We start from the raw sequence: 23401 nt of genomic DNA, 5'->3' as shown, positions 1-23401 counted from the left end.
ACGCAGAGAAGGGCTAAGCCGGCCGGACGGGCCGGCGGCTTAGCCTTCGTTGGAGGCGGGCTGCCGCCCTGCCCTGCCCTGCTTCACGGCAGGGCAGGCGGGCAGCAGCTGTTCGCGCTCAGGCTTGCTTACTGGTTGTTGATCTGAACCTGGAAGGTCAGCGTCGCCGTGCCGCCGGGGTTCACGGTGGTGGCCGTGGTGCCGTTGCCGCAGGTGACCGAGGTGGTCGCCGAGGTCCAGCCCGTGGGGCTGGTGAACTGCGGTGCGATGCTGGTGGACGCACAGGTCGTGTCCGGCTGCACCGTCGTGAGCGTCGTGTACGCGGGCACGACGTCCGTCAGGTTCAGGTTGGTCAGCACCGAGGTGCCTTCATTGACCGCCTTGAGCTGATAGACGATGCACTCGCCGGGCTTGGCCGAGATCGCGTTGGCGGTCAGGCTGTTCAGGGCGGTGTTGATGCCGGCCTTGTCGCAGGTGGCGTTCGGGTTCTTGGCCTGGCTGGCGTACAGACGAACCTGGCCAGTCACTACCTTGGACGTGTCAGTTGCCGTCGGTGCGCCGCAGCCAGGGGTGGTGGTTGCGCTGAAGTCGACCTTCACGGTGGCGATGTCGGTCGCGCCGGCAACGGCACCACCGGGTGCAAACACCTTGACCAGCAGGTACTGCGGCGTGCCAGGTACCACGTCCGGCAGCGTCGTGGCGCTGGTGACCAGCGTGTCGGCGGCGTCCAGTTGGCCGTTGCCGTTCGTATCGATGTAGACCGCATAGGTCCAGCCGGCAGTCACGTCCGCCGGGTCCAGAGTGACGCTGACCTTGCCGCCAGCTTTGCAGGTCGCCGTACCAGTGGCCTGCACCAGGTGGGCATAGACCACCGAGCCGCCCGGAGCGACTTGGCCCTCGCCGTTGGGCGTGAGCGAGGCGCCGAAGGTGTCGGCAGCGGACGTCACGATCACCTGGTCGTAGATGATGTCCACGGGCGTGGAACCATCGGAGGCAGCCGAGTTCGCCTTGGCCTGGAAGTACACGGCCTGGGTGACCTTCACTTGCGTGACGGGCACGTAGACGCAGGCTGTGACCTCGGTGTTGCCGCCAACGGCGACCGAAGCGGTGCTGGTGATGGCAGTTGCATCCTTACATTGGTCGGCAGGAACAGCACCCGCGGCGAACTTCACCGTCCAGCCCGAGGGCAGGGTTCCGGGGAAGCCGGTGGTGCTGCTGGCCGACAGCGCATAGCTGTTGGCCGCGCTGTCGTTGTTGGTCAGCCACAGGTCGAACTTGGTCCAGGAGCCGGCCGGAACGCTCGCGTTGGAGACGGTCGGCAAAGCGCTCGGGCCCGTGCCCACGTCGGCATTGCTGCCAGAGGAGCTGACGCCCGCGGCGCTGTTGTTGGTCAGGTCGACGAACGGGCCCGTGACAGCCGTCAGCTTGTCGGACGAAGCATCCTTGACCGTGCTATCACCCTTGGAGGTACCCACGATCACAACGTTGTAGTTGGCCGAGGCGTTGGCCGCCGTCGTGGTGGGCACGGTGGCCGTCACGATGATCTTGACCGACGAACCCGCAGGAATCGGACCGGTGTCGATCGTTCCATCGGCATTGGTGTCCGACAGCTGTGTCGTGCCATCCGCCTTGTAGTAACGGAAGATCGTGCCGCTCTCGAAGGTGTTGCCCGTCGCCAACGTCAGTTCGACCGTGTCCGTGTCGTTACCCAGGTTGTAGACCGTGTGCGTGAACACCGCGGGCTTGCCGGCGGCCACCTTGGCCAGGGTCTGGGTGTCGGTCGGATCAGACCGGGGCGTGCCGGCCGGGCTATCCAGCGCGTCGGAGGCGGAGACCGAAGCGGCCGTACCGACCACGATGCTGTAGGTGCCGGCGACCGTGAAGGCTGCCTGGTTGGACGAGGAGATCGCCACGCCGATCGGCGCGCTAGCGGTGGCGGTGACGCCAGCATCGGCCGGGTTATAGGTCACCGTGCTGGTCGTGGTGCTGTCCTTCACCGCAGCCGTGCTGTTGACCAAGACCACGAAGCTCAGCGTACGGGTCGTGTTGACCGGCAGCGCGTTGTCCACGAAGGTGAGCTTCTTGGTGGCACTGTCGTAGGCGAAGTCGATGTTGGCCCCGTTGGAGCCCGCCGTCTCGGCCAGCGCCGCGCCGGAGTTGTTGCTCCAGACTGCCGAGCCCGTCACGTACGTGAAGCCTGCCGTGGCACCGGTGCCGATCACGTCCTGCATGTTGAAGCGACCTGCCGCACCACCCGTGTTGCTATAGGTGATGGTGTAGGTCGTGTACGTGCAGGTGGCCGACGACGCGAGCGTGCTGCTCCAGGTCGTCGCGCACGATGTGGACGAGGAGCGCTTGCCGTTGTTGATGGCTGTGGGCCAGGCGCCGGAGGGCGGGTTGATCCCGCTGCCGGGCTGACCGATGGCATTGGACACGTTGAATGCCGCCGTCGTGGTCAACGAGACGGTGTCCTGCACGCTGACGCTCTGGTTCGAGGTCGCGTACATGGAGGTGCTGGCCGTGATCGGCGTGACCGTGACGTCGCCGACGTCATAGGCACCGCTGCCGGTGGCGGTCGCCGGAATGGAGTAGGCCACGACGAAGCTGAGCTTGCCGTTGCTGCCTGCGACCGTCTGTGCCGTCGAAACGGTACAGCCCGTCGTGCCCGAGCACAGCGGCGTCGCGCTGTCGGGCAGGCCGTCGGAGTTGGTGTCGCTGTAGATCTCGACCTTGTTGAACTTGGTCGAGCCGGCCACCGAGATGTTGAAGCTGTCCGCGCCATTGCCGGTGTTGATCAGCACGTGCGGGGCGTAGATGACCGCACCGGCCGCGCCGCTCTTGGTGTTGACGATGTCCAGCGGTCCGCCCGTGGTCGCCTTGGCGTCCAGGGTGAAGGAGCCCACCTGCTGCACCGTCGTCACCACGACGTTGGAGGCGGCCACCTGGGCATTGCCGTTGGTGTCCAGGTACGAGGCCGAGGCCTGGTTCGATATGGACGAGTTGGCGGCGGGGGCGGCTGCGAGAGCGGACGAACTTCCCATCAGGAAGACGGCTGCCAGCGCCAGCGCGCTGCCCCACGCCGCCGGGCGCCCGAAGGCCCCCGGGGTTCGTGGATTGTTGTATTTCACGTGATTTCTCCTCTCTGAGCTGACTTGCAAGTCGGAATGACGAAGGGCTGCCCTGCCGAGCCCGGGGCCCGAACTCGTGCATGGCCGTGAGATCAGCAGGCGCCAGCAGCCAGGACGGCCACGGGCGTCTGCCGATCAGCACTGGGGGCGCGACAGGGGTGACGACGCCGGGTCCGCCCGGTCGGTCGCCCCGGACGCATCAAGGTTTGGCGGGGGTGGCCGCGGGGGACGTGGCGGCGGGTTTGGGGGCTGCGGTCGCCGAGGCGGTGGCCGCAGGCGGCTCGACCGCTTCGACCTTGGCGCGGGCAACGACCGTGACTTCGGCGCCCGGCGCGAGCTCGTCGATGGACCAGCGCACGCTGCGGTAGTCGCTGTAGGCCAGCGGCTCGCTACGGCCATTGGGCAGCTTGCGCATGAGCGGCTCGGCGGCGTAGGCGCCCGAGGCGGGTGCGAACTGCACGCCCTTGCGTGGCTGGGCCGAGGTGGGCAGGTATTCCAGCCCCTCGGGCAGCGGGATGGTGGCGGCCAGTTGCTTGACCGGCCGCGTACTCACGTTCTTGTAGACCGCGCGGTACTCCAGCACGTCGTTGGGCTTGACCGTTTCGGCCTCGACCAGCTTGTCGCGACCCTTCTCGTCCTTGACGACCTTTTGTTGCGTCAGCGCGACAGTGACAGCCTTTTGTTCCTGCGCCGCTGGGGCCGGCGCAGCCCCTTGGGCCGAGGGCGCCAACTGCGCCCAGCCGGTCCCGGCAAGCGCAAGCGTCAACACAAAGGCGGCAGTCAGACGGTGCTTCATGAGGTTTCTCCTCGCGGAAATGGAAGGGGGATCGGGGGGGGGGGAAATGGGAGACGCGAGCGTTCGCAGCGAAGGAACACGACAAACGTCGTTCAACGGGCGGCGGAGCCGTCGCCCGCCATAAGGCGCTCGCGATGGGGCTGTCGCAAGGGCGCTCGGCCCAGGATCGGGTTGCTCGGCTCGGGCTGAGGCAGCAACTCGTCCTTTGCACGCAGGCGGTAGCCCCAGCCGTACACGGACATCAGCGGGCCCGGTGAGGTGGAGCACGCGAGCTTCTTCATGAGCCGCATGAGGATCATTCGCTTGCTGGTGACGGCAAGCGGCTTCTGCCCATACACCGCGCGGGTCGTGCCCATGAGCTGGAAAAACGCGTCGAAGGAGATCGCGTGATCGTTGGCGTTCGCCAGAGCGAGCAGCAGTGCGCGCTCGCAGATGTTCAGGCGAAGGCGGTAGCCGTCCGGGGCGCGAAGCAGCCACCCATCGCCGAGCAGCACCCAACCGGTATCGCCCAGAGGGCCCTCGGTCGCGTGCTCGGGCAACGCCGACGGCGGCGGCAGGTCGCGCGAGGGGACGAGGATGTCGTCGTTGCGTTGGGGGGGATGTGCTGCGTCATTCGCCGAGGCGTCGGCGCGGCCGCCAACCAGGCCGTAGTCGCCGATCGCGTCACGGTAAGCGCAGATGGTGTTGAGCATCTCGCGCAGTTCCCGCTCCAGCCGATCAAGGCCGAAACGGTCGAACCGGCCGGGCTTCAGCCGTTGGGGCAGGTCGACCTCGGGCGTCATGCCAGCCCCCATGCGCCGGGCGCGGCGGACGCCCCGTATCGGCGTACGTATTCGTCGTGATGGACAAAAGGGTACCGTTACGCCCTAATACTTAAGAATCATCCCTCAGTGACGTCTCTTACTCTTTGTCTCTTTTCTTTTAGGGGCTGTAAATGAAGCAAACAAAAGGGTACCCTTTTGTCAATCCCTAGACTCCCAACTCGTTAACTACTTCTCAGGCAAGTGACGCGCCCATGCCCCAAAGGTGGGTGCGCACCCCTCACCCGGATCATGAAAGTTGGCTACGCACGCGTTTCAACCGATGAACAAAGTGTTGAGCTTCAGCTTCGGGCGCTGGAGCGCGCGGGCTGTGATGTTCTCTACACGGACCAAGGCGTGTCCGGCGCGGTGTTCGACCGCCCTGGGCTTGCGAGAGCGCTACGGCGCTTGAAACCCGGCGACACCCTGGTCGTCTGGAAGCTGGATCGACTGGGACGCTCGGTCAACGGGCTGGTCCAGGTGGTCGCCTCCCTCGGGCGACGAAAGATTCAATTCGCCTCTTTGTCCGAGAGCATTGACACCGGCACTGCGGGGGGCGTGCTCATCTTTCATCTGATGGGCGCACTGGCGGAGTTCGAGCGCTCGCTCATCAGCGAGCGCACCAAGGCCGGAATGGAAGCCGCGCGCGGGCTGGGACGGCACGTCGGGCGTCCCCGCGCCCTCACAGCCGAGCAGCTTGACGAGCTGACGCTCTACCTGGGACGGGAACCCTTGGGTGCCCTCGCAGAAAGGTTCGGCGTTCACATCCGCACGCTGCGGCGCTACATGCGCTCCCTGGAATCCTTCGACGACCTTGGGGCCGCCAAGAAGGGGGAACTGCCGCTGCTCACTCCGGCGCCCCCTCCCCCCGACTATCCGGACTGCTGAAGCGGTCCCCGGGGACCGGGGTAAAGGCCAAGCATCCACCACTTACCCACCGGCGCCGGTCATATGCGGCGAAGGGGTACGCCTTGACGGCAGAACAATGGTCTGCGGCATTGGAGCATCTCGAAGATGGCCGTCCACGCGCCCCGGAAGGTCCGTGGACGATACAGGCGTGATTCGCGTGCGAACCGGGCAAAACGCCGCAAATGACGGACGTTGGACCTCGCCGAGTCTGCGCGTACGGCCACAGCGCACGCCACGTCAGTGCGCTCGAAAGTCATCGGTAACTGCCGACGCTCTGCCGTTGCAAATGCGCCGACCCATTAGACGGCGCATTCTTTGAGCACCGGCAATTTCAGTCGAGCGTAATACGGGGCCGGTAGCCGACGGCCCGCGTTCTGTACTTGATCTAAATCAAATAAGTTAATGATTGCGCTGGACTGCTTGGTGACAAGACGTCTTTGGCCCGAGGGATGACAGCGCTTCAAATAGCTCGTCAAGGATGCGCATTGCGCGCAAGGCGAACCCGCCGGCATAGCTCACTGATCTGGAAGCTGGAACCGCCCCATGCCACGGCATAAACGGCGTGTGGTGCGCGAGATGAGGAGGGGAGCGGCTTGCAATCCAACGCAACGCCTCCGTGCGCAGGGAATGCTGACCGAAAACAGAAACGGGCACCTAAGTGCCCGTGTTCTATACGTATTCGATGGGGTGGCTGATGGGACTCGAACCCACGACGACCAGAATCACAATCTGGGACTCTACCAACTGAGCTACAGCCACCGAGAGAACTTCGGAGTATAGCGGAAAAATCCCGACTCTCACGAAAATCAGTTCACGACCACTGAAGGAGCGCCGGAGGGATGCGGCACCTTGATCGTGGCCTTGAAGCGGTCCTTGAGCATCGCATAGTAGGCCTCGGCCTCCGCGCCCGCCATGGCTTGCGAAAGCTGCGTCCGCTCTTGCTGACGCTGGTCCGCGGGCACCTCGGCCGGCGGCAGCGTCTTGTTGACGCGCACCACGGCATACCCTTCGGCACCGAGATCCACGCCGACCCACGCGGGCAGCTTGGCGGGATCGGCACGCAGGGCCGCCTCGACCACAGCCGACGGCTGCGAGCTGGCGTTGTCGTTGCGTGACACGGCGATGGGCTGGCCCAGACCGGCAGGCACGGCACCGGCCGCAGCTCCCTCCCAGGCCTTGAGCTTGGCCTCACCCTCGGTCTTGGCGGCCGCTGCCGCGCGCTCGGCGACCAGTTCCTGGCGTACACGCGCCTTCACTTCGTCGAAGGTCTGCGTGCGCGCCGGAACGTGGCGCGTCACGCGACCGACTGCGAGCTGGTTGCCGCCCAGGTCGATGGCCTCGGTGTTGTGCTTGCGCTCCAGGGTGTCCGCCGCGAACAGTGCATTGATGAAGTTGCGGTTGCCCAGGGGACCCTGCGCGCCAGGCACGGGCGTGCGACCCACACCCTGTGCCTTCTGGATCTGCAGCTTGAGCGCATCCGCCGCGGGCTGCAGGCTGTCGGCCTGCTGGTAGACCAAGTCGGACAGGACCTCGGCCTGCTTGGCAAAGGCCTGCGAGGCCTGCTGGCCGCGAATCTCGTCCTCGATACGGGCACGCACCTGCTCGAAGGGCGGCACCACGGCCGGCTTGATGTCGTCCAGGCGAATGATGTGGTAGCCGTATTCGGTTTCGACCACATTGCTGATCTCGCCCTTCTTGAGCGCGAACATCGCATCCTCGAAAGGCTTGACCATCGCACCGCGGGTCACGAAGTCGAGTGCACCGCCTTGCGCGGCAGACACCGGATCCTGCGAGTTCTTCTTGGCCAGGTCACCGAAGCTGGCCGGCGTCTTGCGGACCTCGGCCAGCAGTTCCTCCGCGCGGGCCTTGGCCTTGGCGCGTTCGGCGGCCGGCGCATCCTTGCCCGCGGCGATCAGGATGTGCGAGGCCTTGCGTTCTTCCTTGGTGCCGAAGCGATCCTTGTTCTGGTCGTAGTAGGCCTTGAGGTCGGCCTCGGGCACAGCGATGGTCTTCTTGACGGCATCCATGTTCAGCACGATGTACTCGACATCCGCCTGCTCGGGCAGTTGGTAGCGACTCGTGTGGCTCTTGTAATAGGACTCCAGGTCGGCATCGGACACGGACACCTTGCCGGCGAAGTCGGCGGGCCCGAAACGTGCCACCTGCACCTCGCGGCGCTCGCGCAGCGCATTGCTCAGCACGTCGAGCAGCGCAGGGTTCGGCGCGGCCGAGCCGGTCACGCCGCCGAGCAGTTGCTGCGTGGAGAGATCCGCGCGCACCGCAGCCTCGAATTGTTCGGGCGTGCGACCCGTGGCCATGATGAAACGCTGGCGGTCGAAGTTGCCCTTGTCGTCGCGGAAGCTGGCAAGCCCAGGATCCTCGGTGAAGACACGGGTGAGGCGGCCGTCGGACACGGTCATGTGGGTCTTGAGGGCCGCCGCCGTGAGCACACGATTGCGGACCATGCGTTCCAGCGTGGCATAGCGCGCAGCGTCGGAATCGAAGACCGACACATCGAGGCTGGGCATCTGCTGGCGCAACCGGTCGGTCTCGTTGCGATGCTGCTGCTCCCATTCGGTACGAGTGATCGACTGCCCATCGACGGAGGCGACCACGTCGCCACGGTCGCCGTTGTTGGTGTAGTTCTGCACGCCGAACAACACGAACGAGGGAATGATCAGCAAGAACAGGACGATCATCACGATCTTGTTGTACTTGCGGAAGAAATCAAACATGCCTGCACACCTCTAGGATCGGACGCCACAGCGCCCGCGGAGACGACGAGAAACAAAGGCGAACATGACGTCCGCCACCGGTCACGGAGGGGGTGAATGCTCGGGGACGATCCCTGACCTTGGCTGGCAAGAGATGTTGTTGTACGACTGCTTGCAGCACCTGCCCTGACGCCGGCTGGTCGAACCGGCGGGCGGATTCTAGCTGCGGCGCCTGCGCGCATTGCCGCCGACAAACGCCAATGCGACGAGGCCGCACGAAGACGAGGTGCCACGCAAACCCAAGCGGGAGTGCGGTTTCGCGTTAACAATGCAAAAGGCCCGGATCGCTCCGGGCCTTCGCATCAATCGGGGTGGTGGGTGCTGAGGGGCTCGAACCCCCGACCTACGCCTTGTAAGGGCGCCGCTCTACCAACTGAGCTAAGCACCCCCGATGGTTCGGATTCAGTTCAGTGCGTCCTTGAGCGCCTTGCCGGGACGGAACTTGGGAACCTTCGCGGCCTTGATCTTAATCGCAGTTCCGGTCCGCGGATTGCGCCCCGTGCGCGCCGCCCGCTTGCCCACCGCGAACGTGCCGAAGCCGACCAGCGACACCGAGCCGCCCTTCTTCAGCGTGGTGCGGATCGCACCCAGCGTGGACTCCAGCGCCCGCGTGGCCGCAGCCTTGGAGATGTCGGCGTTCTTGGCGATGTGTTCGATCAGTTCGGTCTTGTTCACAAGGGCCTCTTGGCGGAAGGTTGATCAGCAATCGGAAGCGCGAGCAGGCCCTCCGGGGGCATGCGCCGTGGTCGTCAAACAGGGAGGGAGGCGGTTCCGAGGACATCGGCCCTGGCGGCCGAGCGGCCGATTACAACCATGCGGTCAAGGAGTGTCAATAAGCCGTGGCCGCGCTGCCATCATCTGCAAACAGATTGCACAACAACTTCACAAAGTAGTTCAGCCACGGGCCTCGGTGCGCGCGCGGATCTCGGGGATCGCCTTGCGCAGGTAGTACACCATCGACCACACGGTGAGCACCGCGGCGGCCCAGATCAGCCAACGTCCCCACCGGCCCGTGTCGATGGTTCCGAACAGCATGCCCTGGTAGAGCAGGAAGGGAATGGCGACCATCTGCACGGTGGTCTTGACCTTGCCGATCATGTGCACGGCCACGCTCTTGCCAGCGCCCAGTTGGGCCATCCATTCACGCAATGCAGAGATGGCGATCTCGCGCCCGATGATGATCAGGGCCACGAACACATCGGCCCGGTTGAGGTGCACCAGCACCAGCAGCGAAGCGCACACCAGGAACTTGTCGGCGACCGGATCGAGAAAGGCGCCGAAGGCCGAGGTCTGGTTGAGGCGCCGTGCGAGGAAGCCGTCGAGCCAGTCGGTGGCTGCGAAGACGATGAACATCACCGTGGCGATGAGGTTGCGCATGCCCTCGGGCAACGGCAGGTAGAAGACGCCCACGATCAGGGGAATCGCGACGATGCGCGTCCAGGTCATGATGGTGGGCAGGGTCCAGAACATCAGGAGATTGTGGCATGAGGTCACCACCCGCTTGACGCTGCCGATGCAGTCATAAGGCCGCGTGCGCGCGGGGATCAGTGAAGCGCGCGATATATCTCCTCAGCCAGGTCACGCGCAATGCCGTCGACGGAGGCAAGGTCCTCCACGCTGGCCGCCGCCACGCCGCGGATGCCGCCGAAGCGCTGCAGCAACCGGGCCCGCCGCTTCGGGCCCACGCCCGGGATGTCCTCCAACTGGCTGCCACCCACACGCACCTTGGCGCGCTTGGCGCGCATGCCGGTGATGGCGAAGCGGTGCGCCTCGTCGCGGATCTGGGCGATGAGCATCAGGGCCGCCGAATCCCGTCCCAGGTACACCTTCTCGCGCCCATCGGCAAAGACCAGTTCCTCGAGGCCCACCTTGCGGCCTTCGCCCTTCTCCACGCCGACGATCAGAGACAGCGGCAGGCCCAGCTCGACGAAGACCTCGCGGGCCATCGACACCTGGCCCTTGCCGCCATCGACCAGGACCAGGTCGGGCATGCGCGCACCCGCCGTGCCGGGCGGTGCATCCGCGCCGCCGCCATCGCCCGGCGCAGGCGCCTGGGCCTCGGCAGCCATGGCCTCGGCGATCTTGCCGTAGCGCCGCATCAGCACCTGGCGCATGGCGGCATAGTCGTCGCCGGGGGTGATGCCCTCGATGTTGTAGCGGCGGTACTCGCGGTTCTGCATCGCATGGGCTTCGAAGACCACACACGAGGCCTGCGTCGCCTCGCCCGCCGTGTGCGAGATGTCGAAGCACTCGATGCGGAACTGGGTCAGGTCGTCCGGCGCCAGCTCCAGCGCATCGACCAATGCGCGCGTGCGGGCCTGCTGCGAGCCCTCTTCGGCGAGCAGGCGGGCGAGCTGGATGTCGGCATTCTTCTGCGCCATCTCCAGCCACAGGCGCCGCTGCGACCGGGGCTGGAAGACGGCCGTGACACGCTGACTGGACTGCTGCGCGATGGCCTCGATCAGCTCGCGCCCGACCACCTCGCCCAGCACCAGCGTGGCGGGCGCCGGCGCCTCGATGTAGTGCTGGGCGATGAAGGCTTCGAGCACCTGACGCTCGACCGAAGGCACCTGCGCATCTTCGTCCACGCCTTCGGCCGGTCCGCCGTCGTCGGCGGCGGCGACGTCCTGTTGCAGCAGCGAGGCATCCTCCACATGCGCGGGGAAATAGGCCCGGTCGCCCAGATGCCGGCCGCCGCGCACCATGGCCAGGTTGACGCAAGCCTTGCCGCCCTGCACCTTCACGGCCAGGATGTCGACGTCCTTGTCGTCCACGATCTCCACCGACTGCTGGTGCAGCACGCGCGACAGGGCCGACATGCGGTTGCGAAGCTCTGCTGCCTGTTCGAACTCCAGCCGCTCGGCGTGCTGCATCATGCGGCCCTCCAGTTCAGCCAGCACCTGCTGCGTCTCGCCGCGCAGAAAGGCTTCAGCGTTGGCCACGTCATGCGCGTAGTCGGCCGGCGCCACATGCCCCACGCACGGACCGCTGCAGCGCTTGATCTGATAGAGCAGACAGGGCCGGGTACGGTTGCCGTAGACCGTGTCCTCGCAGGTGCGCAGCTTGAACACCTTCTGCAGCAGCTGGATCGACTCCTTCACCGCCCAGGCGCTGGGGTACGGGCCGTAGTAGCGGTGTCGCCGGTCGGTCGCGCCACGGTAATAGGCCAGGCGCGGGATGCTGGCCGGTGTCAGCCCGTCGCTGCCATCGCGATCGCGCACGCCGGTGATCTTGAGGTAGGGGTAGCTCTTGTCGTCGCGGAACAGGATGTTGTAGCGCGGCTTGAGCGTCTTGATCAGGTTGTTCTCGAGCAGCAGCGCCTCGGCCTCGGAGCGCACCACCGTGGTCTCCATGCGAGAGATCTTTCCGACCATGTGGCCGATGCGCGTGCCACCATGGTTCTTCTGGAAGTAGCTGGAGACGCGGCGCTTGAGATTGCGCGCCTTGCCCACGTACAGCACGGCGCCGGCGGCGTCGAAGTAGCGATAGACCCCCGGCAGTGAAGGAAGCGCGGCCACCTCGGCCAATAGTTGTTCGGAATGCACCTCGGACATGGGCACCATTGTGGCCCGCGACCCCGGAACGAATCCTGCTACACAAACTTGCAATATCAAGGATGATTTGCGTTCCCGTTCAACTACAAGAGTCGGAATCCCCGTGAGAACTTCTGAAGACAAGCGAGGCCTGTGGGTCCTCGCTCCCCTTGCCATGGCCGTTTCGGTCGCCGCTTGCGGCGGCGGCTCGGACAACAACAACCAGCAGGCCGTGGCGGCGGCCCTGATCGCCGCCAACCTCAACACCCCAGCACCTGCGCCCGCGCCGGCTCCCGCCGCGCCCGACTACAGCTGCCAGACCACCAGCACCGGATCGCCGGTGGTGGTGGGCTCGGGCCTGCAGGGCGACCCGGCCGCGCCGGAGCCGGCGTCCGGCTATGTGCCGGGCAAGAAGGTCATCTATGCCAAGACCTACATGGTGGTCGCCAACCACCCGCTGGCCACCAAGGCCGGCTGCGACATCCTCAAGGCAGGCGGCAGCGCGGTCGACGCGGCCGTGGCCGTGCAGGCCGTGCTCGGCCTGGTGGAGCCGCAGTCGAGCAGCCTCGCCGGCGGGGCCTTCCTGCTGCACTTCGACGCCAAGACCAAGAAGGTCGAAGCCTATGACGGCCGCGAGACGGCCCCGGCCGCAGCCACGGCCGACTACCTGCGCTACATCAGCGACGCCGACAAGACCACGCCCAAGCCCAGTGCCCGCGCCAGCGGCCGTTCCATCGGCACCCCCGGCGTGATGCGGATGCTCGAACTCGCGCATGGCGACCACGGCAAGCTCGCGTGGAAGGACCTGTTCGGCGAAGGCACCAACCTCGCCACCAACGGCTTCAAGATCGGTGGACGCATGGCCGCAGCCATCGCGGGTTCGGCCTCCAACCTCAAGCGCGACGACGAGGCAGCCGCCTACTTTCTCGACGCCTCTGGCAATCCGAAGCCCCTGGGCGCCACGCTGACCAATCCGGCCTATGCCGGCGTGCTCAAGGCCATGGCCTCGCAGGGTGCCGATGCCATGTACACCGGCCCGATCGCCCAGGACATCGTCGCCAAGATCGGCATCACCGCCGGCATCGATGGCTCCGTGATCACCCCGGGTCTGACCACGCTGGACGACCTGAAGAACTACCGCCCCAAGCGCCGCGACCCGGTGTGCGTGACCTACCGCACCTACTACATCTGCAGCATGTCGCCGCCCTCCTCCGGTGGCATCGGCGTGCTGTCCACGCTGGGCATCCTCGAGAACTTCAACATGGCGCTGCATGCGCCCACCGCCGTCGACATCGAAGGCGGCAAGCCGACCGTGATGGGCGTGCACCTGGTCTCCGAAGCCGAACGCCTGGCCTATGCCGACCGCGACAAGTACGTGGCCGACACCGACTTCGTGCCCCTGCCCGGCAACAGCCCGGACACGCTGCTCAACAAGACCTACATGCGCACCCGCGCCAACCTGATCGACTTCACCAAGAGCATGGGCACGGCGCAGGCCGGCGACCTGGGCCCCGTGCCACTGGGTATCGACAAGACGCCCGAGAACGGCACCACGCACCTGACCATCGTCGACAAGGAAGGCAACGTGGTCACGATGACGACCACGGTGGAGTCGTCCATGGGCTCGTACCACATGGCGCGCGGCATCCTGCTGAACAACCAGTTGACCGACTTCTCGGCCTCGCCCACCGACAGCAACGGCCTGCCCGTGGCCAACCGCGTCGCACCGGGCAAGCGCCCGCGCAGCACGATGGCCCCGACCATGGTGTTCAACGGCAGTGCGCCCGGCGACTTCGTGATGGCCACCGGCTCGCCCGGCGGCGGCACGATCATCCAGTACGTGGTCAAGACGCTGGTCGGCGCCCTGGACTGGAAGCTCGACGCGCAGCAGGCCACGTCGATGGTCGATTTCGGCGCCTCCAATTCGGTAACCACCAACGTGGGCGGCGAGCATCCCAACATCGACGCCACCAGCAACGGTGCCAACGATCCGCTGGTGACCGGCCTGCGCACCCTGGGTCACACGGTCTCGGTCAGCGCCCAGTCCAGCGGCATCAGCACGGTGGTCCGCACGCAGGTGAACGGCAAGACGGTGCTCAGCGGCGGCGCAGACCCCCGCCGCGAAGGCATCGTGCTCGGCGACACCTTCACGCCGTGATGCGCGGGATGCGCACGAGGCGCCGGCGCTAGCCGGGCCTCTCCTCAGAACAAAGGGCGGTGCCGATGGCACCGCCCTTTTTCCTTCAGCGGCGATTGCGCGCTTCCCTCGGCTTCAGTCCACCTCGATACGCGCCGTCTTCGCCAGTTGCGACCAGCGCGCGAGGTCGGCCGTCACCCGCGCGGCCAGTTGCGCCGGATCCTGGAAGTCCGCCGTCGCGCCCTGGTCCTGCGCCAGCTTTCTGAAGGCGGGCGTGTTCACCACCCGCCCGATCTCGCCCGCGAGCTTCTGCACCACCGCATCCGGCGTGGCCGCGGGTGCGAAGACCGCAAACCATGAGCTGGCATCCAGCTTCGGAAAGCCCGCTTCCGCGGTGCTGGGCACGTCCGGCAGGCTGGGCAGGCGGCTGGCGCCGGTCACGGCGAGCACACGCAGCTTGCCGGCCTGGATGTGCGGCATGAAGGGCGGCGCGGTGCCGAAAGTCAGGTCCACCTGCCCGCCAAGCAGGTCCTGCAGGGCCGGGCCGGTGCCCTTGTAGGGCACGTGCACCATCTGCACGCCGGCCTGCTGCTCCAGCATGGCGCCGGTCACGTGCTGCAACGAGCCGTTGCCCGACGAGGCGTAGTTCAGCTTGCCCGGATGCGCTTTGGCGTAGGCCCCCAGATCGGCCAGCGTCTTCACGGGCAGGTCGGCCCGCACCACGATGATCTGCGGCGCGGACAGCACGTTGGCGACCGGCCGCAGGTCTTTCTGCGCCCAGGGCAGCGGCGTCTTGCTCACCACCGGCGTGATGACGTGGTAGCCGGAGTACTGCATCAGCAGCGTGTAGCCGTCCGGCTCCGCACGCTTGACGAAGGCGGCGGCAATGGCGCCGTTGCCGCCGCCCTTGTTCTCCACCACCAGCGACTGGCCCAGCGCCACGCCCAGCGGCTGCGCCAGCATGCGTGCCGACAGGTCGGTGGTGCCACCAGTGGCGGTGGGCACCACGAGCGAGATCGGCCGCGACGGATAGGCGCCCTGCGCCAGACTGGCGAGCGGCAAGGGCAGCAGGCAGGCGGCTGCAGCGGCAGCCAGGAAGCGCTGGCGGGTAAGGTGCATGCGTGTCTCCATGTTCTTGATTGGCTACTGGGCGGCCGGAACGCCCGGCCGCGGCATCAATCCACCGTCGCGCCCGTGTCCTTCACGATCTGCGCCCACTTGCGCAGGTCCGACTGCACCAGCGCGGCCAGTTGGGCCGAGCTGCCCTTGAAAGGCTCGCAGCCCACGCTGGCCAGTTTCTCCAACACGTCCGGGCTTTCCAGTGCCTTGTTCACCTCGGCCTGCAGCCGGGTGACGATGGGCACGGGCGTGCCGGCCGGCGCGAAAAGCGCGTACCACGGTGCCTGGCCGAAGCCCGGCAGCGTCTCGCCGATGGTGGGCGAATCGGGCAGCGCCTTGATGCGCTGCGGGTTGACCACGCCCAGCACCTTGAGCTTGCCCGACTTGATGAAGGCGATGACCGAGGGCAGGCTCTGAACCGACAGCGGCACCTGCCCGCCGACCACATCGGTCGCGGCTGCCGCCGAGCCCTTGTAGGGCACATGCTGCAGCTTGATGCCTGCGGCCTTCTGCACCATCTCGCCGATCAGGTGGTTGAGCGTGCCGTTGCCGGCCGACGCGTACGAATACGCGCCCGGCTGCGCCTTGGCCAGCCGGATCAGGTCGGCCATGTTCTGGCCCGGAAAGGACGGGTTGGCCACCAGCACATAGCCGGCGGTGGCAATGGGCGCGATGGGCTCGAAGTCCTTGACCGGATCGAAACCTGGGTTGCGGTAGAGCGCCGGGCTCGTCACCTGCGCGCTGTCGGCCGTGAGCAGCAGCGTGTAGCCGTCGCGCTTGGCACGGGCCGTCGCTGCCGTGGCCACGGTGCCACCTGCGCCGGGCCTGTTGTCCACCAGCACAGTCTGGCCCAGCTGCTGGGACAGGCGCTGCGCCACCACCCGGGCAATGACGTCGTTGGCGCCACCCGCGGCCTGGGGCACGACCACCGTGATGGGCTTGCTGGGGTAGGCGTCCTCGGCCCAGGCGGCCGGGACGGCAGCGCCGCAGAGCAGCGCGGTGCCGATGCCGGCCGCGATGCGGCGGCGGGCGATGGCGGGGAAGGTGGTCGTCGTCATGGTCTTGTCTCCGTTGTCGTCAGGGTCGGGCAGGTCGTCAGGTGCGGGCCAGGGCGCGCTCGCGCACGGCCGCGAAATCGGCCGGCGGCGGATGCAACTGCAGCCGGGGGCCGGCCTTGAGCAGTTGGCTGGGCACCTCGTGGCCGACCAGGGCGGGCAGGCGGGCTGCAGCGTGCATCACCATCGCAAGATCCACGGGCACATGGAAGTCCATGCACTGCAGCGCGTGCACGATCTCCTCGGTGCAGACATTGCCGGTGGCACCCGGCGCATAGGGGCAACCGCCGAGACCGCCGATGGAGGCATCGAAGCGGTCCGCGCCGGCGTCGATGGCGGCCAGCACATTGGCCAGGCCCATGCCGCGTGTGTTGTGGAAGTGCAGCGTGAAGGTCTGGCAGGGCCAGCGCAGCCGCGCCATCGCCACCACGCGCACCACCTGCGCCGGATGGGCCATCCCCGTGGTGTCGCACAGCGTGAGGCCGTGCACGCCCAACTGGTCGAAACGCTCGATGAGGTCGAACACCTCGTCGACCGCCACCTCGCCCTCCATGGGGCAGCCGAACACGCAGGACAGCGACACGTTCACCGCCACCCGCGCCGAATGGCCCAGCGCCACCACCTCGGCCAGCGCGCGGAAGGACTGCGCCCGCGTCATGCGCAGGTTGGCCAGGTTGTGGGTTTCGCTGGCGGACATCACCAGGTTGAGTTCGTCCACCTTCGACTCGATGGCGCGCTCGGCGCCGCGCACGTTGGGCACTAGCGCGGCATAGACGACGCCGGGGTGGCGCTCGATCTCGCGCAGCACCACCTCGGCGTCGCGCAACGCCGGCACCGCCGCGGGCGAGACGAAGGCGCTGACCTCGATCTTGTCCAGCCCCGCGGCCGACAGCTGGTTCACCAGCGCGATCTTGTCCGCGGTGGGCACGAAAGCGGCTTCCATCTGCAGGCCGTCGCGGGGGCCGACTTCCTGCATGTGGATGCGGCGGCCGGCGCCCTGCCAGGCACTGCGCACGGCCGTCATTGGATGATTCCCTTCTCGCGCAGTTGTGCGATCTGGCTGGCGCTCAGGCCCACCTCGGCCAGCACGGCGTCGGTGTCATCACCCAGGCGCGGCGCGCTGCTGCGCACGCGGCCCGGCGTGGCCGAAAGCTTGGGCACGATGCCCGGCACCGTGAGCGTGTCGCCATCGCGCGTCTGCTGGGTCAGCAGCATGTCGCGGGCGCGGTAGTGCGGATCTTCGGCAATGTCGCGGGCGGTGTAGACCTTGCCGGCCGGCACGCGGGCGGCGGCCAGGCTTTGCTGCACCTCGCGCACCGTGCGGCCCGTGGTCCAGTGCGCGATGGCCGCGTCGATCTCCTGCACGCGGGCCACGCGGCCGGCGTTGTTGGCGAGGTCGGGCGCGGCGGCCAAGTCCGGGCGGCCGATGGCCTGCATCAGCCGCTTGAAGATGCTGTCGCCATTGCCGGCCACCAGCACCCAGCCGTCGGTGCACGGATAGGCATTGCTGGGCGCGATGCCCGGCAGTGCGCTGCCGGCGGCCTCGCGCACCACGCCGAAGGCGCTGTATTCGGGGATCAGGCTTTCCATCACGTTGTAGACCGCCTCGTGCAGCGCGACGTCGATCACCTGCCCGCGTCCGCCATGGGCCTGCCGGTGATAGAGCGCCGCCAGCACGCCGATGGCGCCATGCAGCGCCGCCAGGGTGTCGCCCAGCGAGACGCCGACTCGCACGGGCACCCGGCCCGGCTCGCCCGTCAGGTGGCGCAGGCCGCCCATGGCCTCGCCGATCACGCCGAAGCCCGGCTGGTCGCGGTAAGGCCCGGTCTGCCCGAAGCCGGAGATGCGCAGCACGATCAGTCCCGGGTTGGCGGCCTGCAGCGACTCGGGGTCGAGGCCCCATTCCTCCAGCATGCCGGGGCGGAAGTTCTCGATCAGCACGTCGGCCTCGGCAATCAGGCGCCGCGCCACCTCCTGGCCCTCGGGCGCGCGCAGGTCGAGCGCCACCGAACGCTTGTTGCGCGACTGCACCTGCCACCACACCGAGGTGCCCTTCTGCAGCAGCCGCCAGTTGCGTAGCGGGTCACCGGTGACCGGCGGTTCGATCTTGATGACCTCTGCGCCGAATTCGCCCAACGTCTTGCCGCAGAAGGGCCCGGCGATGAGCTGGCCCATCTCGACGATGCGGACGCCCTGCAGCGCGTCGCCGCCGATGAGGGAGAGGGATGGAGGGCCGCTGTCCACGTGATGTCTCCTGGCAAGGCCCGGCGGGCCGATCGGGTGCGGATCATGGCGGCTGGACATCCGCCCGCAAAGCGCCGTTGCGCGAGGCCACCATCGCAATCCGGCATGGCAGGTAGCATCGCCCCTCCCATGAACCTCGACCCCGTCTCCCTGCGCGTGTTCGTGGCCGTGATGGAGCACGGCACCATCGCCGCCGCCGGCGCGCAGCACCACATTGCGCCTTCGGCCGTGAGCCGCCGCCTGGCCGAGCTGGAAGACGTGCTGCGCGTGCCCCTGTTCGCCCGCAGCAACAAGGGCATGGCGCCCACGCCGGCCGCCTTCGCGCTGCGCGACCTGGCGCGCGGGCTGATCAACGAGATGGAAGGCATCGCCCAGCAGATGCGCGACTACGGCCGCGGCACGCGCGGCCAGGTGCGGGTGGTGGCCAACATCTCGGCCATCACCCAGTTTCTGCCGCGCGAGCTGCAGACCTTCCTGGCTCGGCATCCGCAGGTGGACGTGCGGCTGCAGGAGCAGATCAGCAGCGCCGTGGCCCGTAGCGTGGCCGAGAACGCGGCCGACCTGGGTATCCTGAACGACGGCGACTACGGCGATGCCGTGCGCCTGCTGCCCTACCGCGAGGATGAACTCGTGCTGGTCGTGCCGCAGGGCCATGCGCTGGCGCGGCGCCGCCAGGTGGACATCGGTGCCCTGCTGGACCACGACGTCGTCGGCATGCATCCAGGCAGCGCGATCAACCAGCAGCTCACCCGGGCCGCCGCCGAGCGCGGACGGGCGCTGCGGCTGCGCATGCAGGTCAGCAGCTACGACGCGCTGTGCCAGATGGTGGCTGCCGGGCTGGGCGTGGGCGTGCTGCCGCGCGGCAGTGCCGCCCTCTTCCGCGGCGCGTTGCCGCTGCGCATCGTGGGTCTCACCGAGCCCTGGGCACGACGCCGGCTGGCGCTGTGCGTGCGGGCGGACGAAGGCCTGTCCAGCGTGGCGCAACTGCTGGTCGACCACCTGCGCGCGGAGGCACAGGCATGAACTGGGACATCTTCTGCCGCGTGATCGACAACCACGGCGACCTGGGCGTGACCTGGCGGCTCGCCCGGCAGATCGCCGTCGAGCGCGGCGAGCCGGTGCGCCTGTGGGTGGACGACGCCAACGCGCTCGCCTGGATGGCGCCGCAGGGCCAGCCGGGCGTGCAGGTGATCGACTGGTCCGACCCCGCCGCCGTACGCGACGCTGCGGCCGCCGGCCCGGATCCGGATGTGCTGATCGAGGCCTTCGGCTGCGATCCCGCGCCCGAACTCGTCGCCCGCTTCGCCGCGCGGCCCGGCGGCATCTGGCTCAACCTCGAATACCTGTCGGCCGAGGACTTCGTCGAAGGCCTGCACGGTCTGCCCTCACCGGTGATGAGCGGCCCGGGCCGCGGCTGCACCAAGCATTTCTTCTATCCCGGCTTCACGGATCGCACGGGCGGGCTGCTGCGCGAAGCCGATCTGGCGCAGCGCCAGGCCGCCTTCGACCGCGGCGCCTGGCTGGCGGCGCAAGGCGTCGGCTGGCAGGGCGAGCGCATCGCCAGCCTGTTCTGCTACGAGCCGCCAGCGCTGGCCGACTGGCTGGCGGGCCTGTGCGGGGGCGCCCGTCCGACGCGGGTGCTGGTGGCGGCCGGCCGAACGGCCGAGGCCGTCCGCGCAGTGCTGCCGCAGTTACCCGCCTACCGGGGCGCCCTGCACATCGACTGGCTGCCGCACCTGCCCCAGCCCGACTTCGACCACCTGCTGTGGGCCGCCGACTTCAACGCCGTGCGCGGCGAGGATTCGCTGGTGCGCGCCCTGTGGGCCGGCAAGCCGATGGTCTGGCACATCTACCCGCAGGACGATGGCGTGCACCACGACAAGCTGGGCGCCTGGCTCGATGCGCTGGACGCGCCCGCCTCGGTCCGTGCCTTCCACGCCGCATGGAACGACCGGCCGGGCGCGCCGGCATTGCCGGCCCTGGACGACGCGCTGCTGGGCGACGCGACCCGCATGATGCAGGCGGCGCGCGCGCGGCTGCTCGCCCAGGACGATTTGCTGACCCGGCTCCTCCGTTTCATTGCCCAAAAAAGCTAAAATCGCGGGCTTTGCGGAAATCTCCGCCGCGGCGCGTGCACCAGCCGGTGCGCCCCCACGGAGCCGCCAACCCGCCGCGGGAACCTGCTTTTGCCGCCGCCACCGACGTCCTTCCGGGCGGGAGTGACGGTCCGGGGCACGCCGAGCGGCCTCAACTCCAGCACCTATGAAAATCGCTCAAGAAATCCGCGCCGGCAACGTCATCATGCACGGCAAGGACCCGATGGTCGTCCTCAAGACCGAGTACAGCCGCGGCGGCCGCAACAGCGCCACCGTGCGCATGAAGATGAAGAGCCTGATCGCCAACTTCAACACCGAAGTGGTCTTCAAGGCCGACGACAAGATCGACCAGATCGTCCTGGACAAGAAGGAGTGCACGTACTCCTACTTCGCCGACCCCATGTACGTCTGCATGGACAGCGAATACAACCAGTACGAAGTCGAAGCCGAGAACATGGGCGATGCCCTCAACTACCTCGAAGACGGCATGCCGGTCGAAGTGGTGTTCTACGAAGGCAAGGCCATCTCGGTCGAACTGCCCACCAGCGTCGAGCGTGAAATCACCTGGACCGAGCCCGCCGTCAAGGGCGACACCTCCGGCAAGGTGCTCAAGCCCGCCAAGCTGTCGACCGGCTTCGAAGTGGCCGTGCCCCTGTTCGTGAACCAGGGCGACAAGATCGAAATCGACACCCGCACGGGCGAATACCGCAAGCGCGTCTGAGCCTGCCGGCGGCAGACTCCCGCATCGCTCCTGCAGCACGAGGCCCCACCGGGGCCTTTTTCTTTGGCCGCTGGCCCGAGGATTGCAGCGAGCAGAATCCCCTGGCCACTTTCCACAGCGCCGAATGAGCCCCAAAGACAGCACGCACGACCTTCACAACAAGCGCCTGGCCGACGCCTGGGCCACGCTTCAGGCCCATTCCGACCGCGGCCTGCCGCTGGACCCGGACCCCTCCCGCCTCGCCTTCGCCGACCCCGAATTCCTGCTGCGCCGCGAAACCCGCGGCCTGCGCATGCAGCTCGAGCTGATGAAGCCCGACATCGAGATGCGTGCCCACGGCATCGAGAACACGGTGGTCGTCTTCGGCAGCGCGCGCTTCCGCAGCGAGGAGGAGATGACGGCCCTCATCGCCCAGGCCGAGGCCGCCGGCGACGAGAAGGCCGCCGCGCGCTGGAAGCGCCTGGCCCGCGGCAGCCACTATTACGAGCAGGCCCGCGCCTTCGGCAAGCTGGTCGCGCACTACAGCAACGACAAGGAACCCGAGGACAAGCTCTTCGTCTGCACCGGCGGCGGCCCCGGCATCATGCAGGCGGCCAACCGCGGCGCCTACGAGGGCGGCGGCCTGTCGGTCGGGCTGGCCATCGCCCTGCCGATGGAAGAAGCCGCGAACGTCTACGTCACGCCCGCGCTGAGCTTCAAGTTCCACTACTTCGCCATCCGCAAGATGCACTTCATGATGCGGGCGAAGGCGCTGGTGGCCTTTCCCGGCGGCTTCGGCACGCTGGACGAGCTGTTCGAAGTGGTCACGCTGGTGCAGACCCGCAAGGCCAAGCCGGTGCCCATCGTGCTGTTCGGATCGGAATACTGGCGGCGGCTGATCGACTTCGAGTTCCTGGTGGACGAAGGCGTGATCTCGCCGGAAGACATCGACCTGTTCCGGTATGTCGACACGCCGGAAGACGCGTGGACCGAGATCAAGCGCTTCTACGAGTTATGAAATAGGAGCGCTGCCCGCCGCACACCCACCAGGGCAAGGGCGGAGCGCTCGGGCGCAACGTCAAGGCAGAGGATGCCGGTATGCGTGCGGAGGTGCCATTCGCGGCGCCGTGCAGTGCCCCAGGCACATCGGTTGAAGGCGAGCACCCCGTCTTGTGCAACAAGTCGGTCAGCGCGAGCGTGCACCGGGAGCGCGCATGCCGGCGTCCTCTGCCGGGTCAGCGGCCGGACCACTCGTGCCGGCCAGAACATGCGCGCCGCACGCGCCCGCGTCGAGAAGGGTCAATGTAGCGCCTGCCCGACGAGCTCAACCCAGCAGCGCCTCCGCCAGGTCGATCTCCGGCTCCTCCTCCTGATGCAGGTTGAGCGACTTCTCGATGTGGTGCAGGTGCTCGGCCATCAGCGCCAGGGCCTCGTCGCTGCGGCCCGCCTCGATGGCGTCGATCAGCAGCGTGTGCTCGTCGTTGGGACAGGCCGCGCCCGTGGGCGCCTCGAAGGTCAGGATGGCCAGGCAGGTGAGCGGCGTCAGCTCGCGCATCATCCGCGTCAGCAGGCTGCTGCCCGACAACTCGGCCAGCAGCACGTGGAACTCGCCCGACAGCCGCACCGCCGAGCGCCGGTCGCCGTTGTCATGGGCCTGCTGCTCGCGCTTGACCAGCGCCCGCAGTTGCTTAATGGCCTGCGGCGCCTTGCCGGCAACGATCCGGTCCATCACCCGGCGCACGATGGCCGGCTCCAGCGTTCGGCGCACCTCCAGCACGTCGTGCGCCTCGTCCACGCTGGGCGTGGTGACGAAGGCGCCGCGGTTGGGGATCAGCGTCACCAGCTGCTCCACCGCCAGACGCTGCAACACGCCACGCACCTGCGTGCGGCTGACCGAGAACAGCTCGGCCACACGCTCCTCCGACAGCTTGGTGCCCGGCATGAGGCGGTGCTCCACGATGGCGTCGTAGATGCGCTGGTAGATGTCGGCCTTGGAGGCCGACTTGCCGGTGGCCTTCAGGACCTGGCGGGGCGTGGGGATGGGCATGGCGTCGGTTCGGGCGTTCGGCGAGTGTAGGCAAGGGCGCGCACCAAGGCGCACACCGTTACA

At 67.6% G+C, this 23401-nt stretch carries 18 protein-coding genes and 2 tRNA genes; 6 read left to right on the top strand and 14 right to left on the bottom strand.

Going from position 1 to position 23401, the window contains the following annotated elements; translation table 11 throughout:
• Positions 1-128: 128 nt before the first annotated feature.
• From ACT54X_RS24735 to ACT54X_RS24725, 3 genes are all read right to left on the bottom strand, one after another.
• A complete protein-coding gene (locus ACT54X_RS24735) occupies positions 129-3128 on the bottom strand; it encodes a beta strand repeat-containing protein (RefSeq protein ID WP_476349181.1) in 3000 nt (999 codons plus the stop codon).
• Positions 3129-3327: 199 nt separating this feature from the next.
• The gene (locus ACT54X_RS24730) at positions 3328-3924 is read right to left on the bottom strand and encodes a hypothetical protein (protein WP_294369068.1); all 597 of its coding nucleotides are present in this window, start codon (positions 3922-3924) and stop codon (positions 3328-3330) included.
• Between the two features lie 92 nt (positions 3925-4016).
• Positions 4017-4706, bottom strand: a complete 690-nt coding sequence (locus ACT54X_RS24725) for a hypothetical protein (protein ID WP_294369071.1) — start codon at positions 4704-4706, stop codon at positions 4017-4019.
• Positions 4707-4976: 270 nt separating this feature from the next.
• Here ACT54X_RS24725 and ACT54X_RS24720 point away from each other — a divergent pair, with 270 nt between their 5' ends.
• On the top strand, positions 4977-5612 hold the full coding sequence (locus ACT54X_RS24720) for a recombinase family protein (RefSeq protein ID WP_294369073.1): 636 nt from the start codon (positions 4977-4979) through the stop codon (positions 5610-5612).
• A gap of 704 nt (positions 5613-6316) precedes the next feature.
• On the opposite strand, the gene ACT54X_RS24715 is transcribed toward ACT54X_RS24720, so the two are convergent.
• The 6 genes from ACT54X_RS24715 to uvrC form a co-directional block, all read right to left on the bottom strand.
• Positions 6317-6392 (bottom strand) — tRNA-His (locus ACT54X_RS24715).
• A gap of 47 nt (positions 6393-6439) precedes the next feature.
• Positions 6440-8368, bottom strand: coding sequence for a SurA N-terminal domain-containing protein (locus ACT54X_RS24710; RefSeq protein ID WP_476349178.1), 1929 nt, complete (start codon positions 8366-8368; stop codon positions 6440-6442).
• Positions 8369-8719: 351 nt separating this feature from the next.
• A tRNA-Val gene (locus ACT54X_RS24705) sits at positions 8720-8795 on the bottom strand.
• 14 nt (positions 8796-8809) lie between these two features.
• Positions 8810-9082 carry an HU family DNA-binding protein gene (locus tag ACT54X_RS24700; RefSeq protein ID WP_017757574.1) on the bottom strand — a complete coding sequence of 91 codons (273 nt, stop codon included), beginning with the start codon at positions 9080-9082 and terminating at the stop codon, positions 8810-8812.
• A 219-nt stretch (positions 9083-9301) separates the two neighbouring features.
• Complete coding sequence (gene pgsA / locus ACT54X_RS24695) at positions 9302-9877, bottom strand: CDP-diacylglycerol--glycerol-3-phosphate 3-phosphatidyltransferase (RefSeq protein WP_476349176.1); 576 nt, start codon at positions 9875-9877, stop codon at positions 9302-9304.
• A 74-nt stretch (positions 9878-9951) separates the two neighbouring features.
• Positions 9952-11961, bottom strand: coding sequence for an excinuclease ABC subunit UvrC (uvrC, locus tag ACT54X_RS24690; protein WP_476349174.1), 2010 nt, complete (start codon positions 11959-11961; stop codon positions 9952-9954).
• A gap of 154 nt (positions 11962-12115) precedes the next feature.
• Between uvrC and ACT54X_RS24685 the strand changes: the two genes are divergently transcribed.
• A complete protein-coding gene (locus ACT54X_RS24685) occupies positions 12116-14098 on the top strand; it encodes a gamma-glutamyltransferase family protein (protein WP_476349172.1) in 1983 nt (660 codons plus the stop codon).
• Positions 14099-14212: 114 nt separating this feature from the next.
• On the opposite strand, the gene ACT54X_RS24680 is transcribed toward ACT54X_RS24685, so the two are convergent.
• Genes ACT54X_RS24680 through ACT54X_RS24665 form a run of 4 tightly spaced genes read right to left on the bottom strand, consistent with a single transcriptional unit; the run spans position 14213 to position 18495 of the window.
• Positions 14213-15196 (bottom strand): Bug family tripartite tricarboxylate transporter substrate binding protein, encoded by a 984-nt coding sequence (locus ACT54X_RS24680; RefSeq protein ID WP_476349170.1) that lies wholly within the window; start codon positions 15194-15196, stop codon positions 14213-14215.
• A 56-nt stretch (positions 15197-15252) separates the two neighbouring features.
• A complete protein-coding gene (locus ACT54X_RS24675; RefSeq protein WP_294369091.1) occupies positions 15253-16254 on the bottom strand; it encodes a Bug family tripartite tricarboxylate transporter substrate binding protein in 1002 nt (333 codons plus the stop codon).
• A gap of 37 nt (positions 16255-16291) precedes the next feature.
• A complete protein-coding gene (locus ACT54X_RS24670) occupies positions 16292-17275 on the bottom strand; it encodes a hydroxymethylglutaryl-CoA lyase (RefSeq protein ID WP_476349168.1) in 984 nt (327 codons plus the stop codon).
• The gene (locus tag ACT54X_RS24665) at positions 17272-18495 is read right to left on the bottom strand and encodes a CaiB/BaiF CoA transferase family protein (protein WP_354322192.1); all 1224 of its coding nucleotides are present in this window, start codon (positions 18493-18495) and stop codon (positions 17272-17274) included. Before ACT54X_RS24665 ends, ACT54X_RS24670 begins: the two co-directional genes overlap by 4 nt.
• 129 nt (positions 18496-18624) lie before the next feature.
• Here ACT54X_RS24665 and ACT54X_RS24660 point away from each other — a divergent pair, with 129 nt between their 5' ends.
• The 4 genes from ACT54X_RS24660 to ACT54X_RS24645 all read left to right on the top strand — a co-directional run bounded on the left by ACT54X_RS24660 (position 18625) and on the right by ACT54X_RS24645 (position 22309).
• On the top strand, positions 18625-19518 hold the full coding sequence (locus ACT54X_RS24660) for a LysR family transcriptional regulator (protein ID WP_294369103.1): 894 nt from the start codon (positions 18625-18627) through the stop codon (positions 19516-19518).
• Positions 19515-20591 carry an elongation factor P maturation arginine rhamnosyltransferase EarP gene (gene earP / locus ACT54X_RS24655; RefSeq protein WP_476349165.1) on the top strand — a complete coding sequence of 359 codons (1077 nt, stop codon included), beginning with the start codon at positions 19515-19517 and terminating at the stop codon, positions 20589-20591. Before ACT54X_RS24660 ends, earP begins: the two co-directional genes overlap by 4 nt.
• Positions 20592-20757: 166 nt before the next feature.
• The gene (efp, locus tag ACT54X_RS24650; protein ID WP_043117915.1) at positions 20758-21312 is read left to right on the top strand and encodes an elongation factor P; all 555 of its coding nucleotides are present in this window, start codon (positions 20758-20760) and stop codon (positions 21310-21312) included.
• Between the two features lie 124 nt (positions 21313-21436).
• Positions 21437-22309 (top strand): LOG family protein, encoded by an 873-nt coding sequence (locus tag ACT54X_RS24645; RefSeq protein WP_114803413.1) that lies wholly within the window; start codon positions 21437-21439, stop codon positions 22307-22309.
• A 306-nt stretch (positions 22310-22615) separates the two neighbouring features.
• Here ACT54X_RS24645 and ACT54X_RS24640 read toward each other — a convergent pair whose 3' ends face one another.
• Entirely contained in the window at positions 22616-23338 is a 723-nt protein-coding gene (locus ACT54X_RS24640) for a GntR family transcriptional regulator (RefSeq protein WP_114803412.1), read from the bottom strand.
• Positions 23339-23401 lie beyond the last annotated feature (63 nt).

The sequence above is a fragment of the Pseudacidovorax sp. DMC4 genome (assembly GCF_056314265.1).
Note: the sequence above shows the minus strand (reverse complement) of the source record. Positions and strands in the feature narration are given on the sequence as shown.

What these genes read in the sequence shown, in the direction of transcription:
- ACT54X_RS24730 (WP_294369068.1), bottom strand. Translation starts at nt 3,924, where the DNA reads ATGAAGCACCGTCTGACTGCCGCCTTTGTGTTGACGCTTGCGCTTGCC.
- ACT54X_RS24725 (WP_294369071.1), bottom strand. Translation starts at nt 4,706, where the DNA reads ATGACGCCCGAGGTCGACCTGCCCCAACGGCTGAAGCCCGGCCGGTTC.
- ACT54X_RS24720 (WP_294369073.1), top strand. Translation starts at nt 4,977, where the DNA reads ATGAAAGTTGGCTACGCACGCGTTTCAACCGATGAACAAAGTGTTGAG.
- ACT54X_RS24710 (WP_476349178.1), bottom strand. Translation starts at nt 8,368, where the DNA reads ATGTTTGATTTCTTCCGCAAGTACAACAAGATCGTGATGATCGTCCTG.
- pgsA (WP_476349176.1), bottom strand. Translation starts at nt 9,877, where the DNA reads ATGTTCTGGACCCTGCCCACCATCATGACCTGGACGCGCATCGTCGCG.
- uvrC (WP_476349174.1), bottom strand. Translation starts at nt 11,961, where the DNA reads ATGTCCGAGGTGCATTCCGAACAACTATTGGCCGAGGTGGCCGCGCTT.
- ACT54X_RS24685 (WP_476349172.1), top strand. Translation starts at nt 12,116, where the DNA reads ATGGCCGTTTCGGTCGCCGCTTGCGGCGGCGGCTCGGACAACAACAAC.
- ACT54X_RS24680 (WP_476349170.1), bottom strand. Translation starts at nt 15,196, where the DNA reads ATGCACCTTACCCGCCAGCGCTTCCTGGCTGCCGCTGCAGCCGCCTGC.
- ACT54X_RS24675 (WP_294369091.1), bottom strand. Translation starts at nt 16,254, where the DNA reads ATGACGACGACCACCTTCCCCGCCATCGCCCGCCGCCGCATCGCGGCC.
- ACT54X_RS24670 (WP_476349168.1), bottom strand. Translation starts at nt 17,275, where the DNA reads ATGACGGCCGTGCGCAGTGCCTGGCAGGGCGCCGGCCGCCGCATCCAC.
- ACT54X_RS24660 (WP_294369103.1), top strand. Translation starts at nt 18,625, where the DNA reads ATGAACCTCGACCCCGTCTCCCTGCGCGTGTTCGTGGCCGTGATGGAG.
- earP (WP_476349165.1), top strand. Translation starts at nt 19,515, where the DNA reads ATGAACTGGGACATCTTCTGCCGCGTGATCGACAACCACGGCGACCTG.
- efp (WP_043117915.1), top strand. Translation starts at nt 20,758, where the DNA reads ATGAAAATCGCTCAAGAAATCCGCGCCGGCAACGTCATCATGCACGGC.
- ACT54X_RS24645 (WP_114803413.1), top strand. Translation starts at nt 21,437, where the DNA reads ATGAGCCCCAAAGACAGCACGCACGACCTTCACAACAAGCGCCTGGCC.
- ACT54X_RS24640 (WP_114803412.1), bottom strand. Translation starts at nt 23,338, where the DNA reads ATGCCCATCCCCACGCCCCGCCAGGTCCTGAAGGCCACCGGCAAGTCG.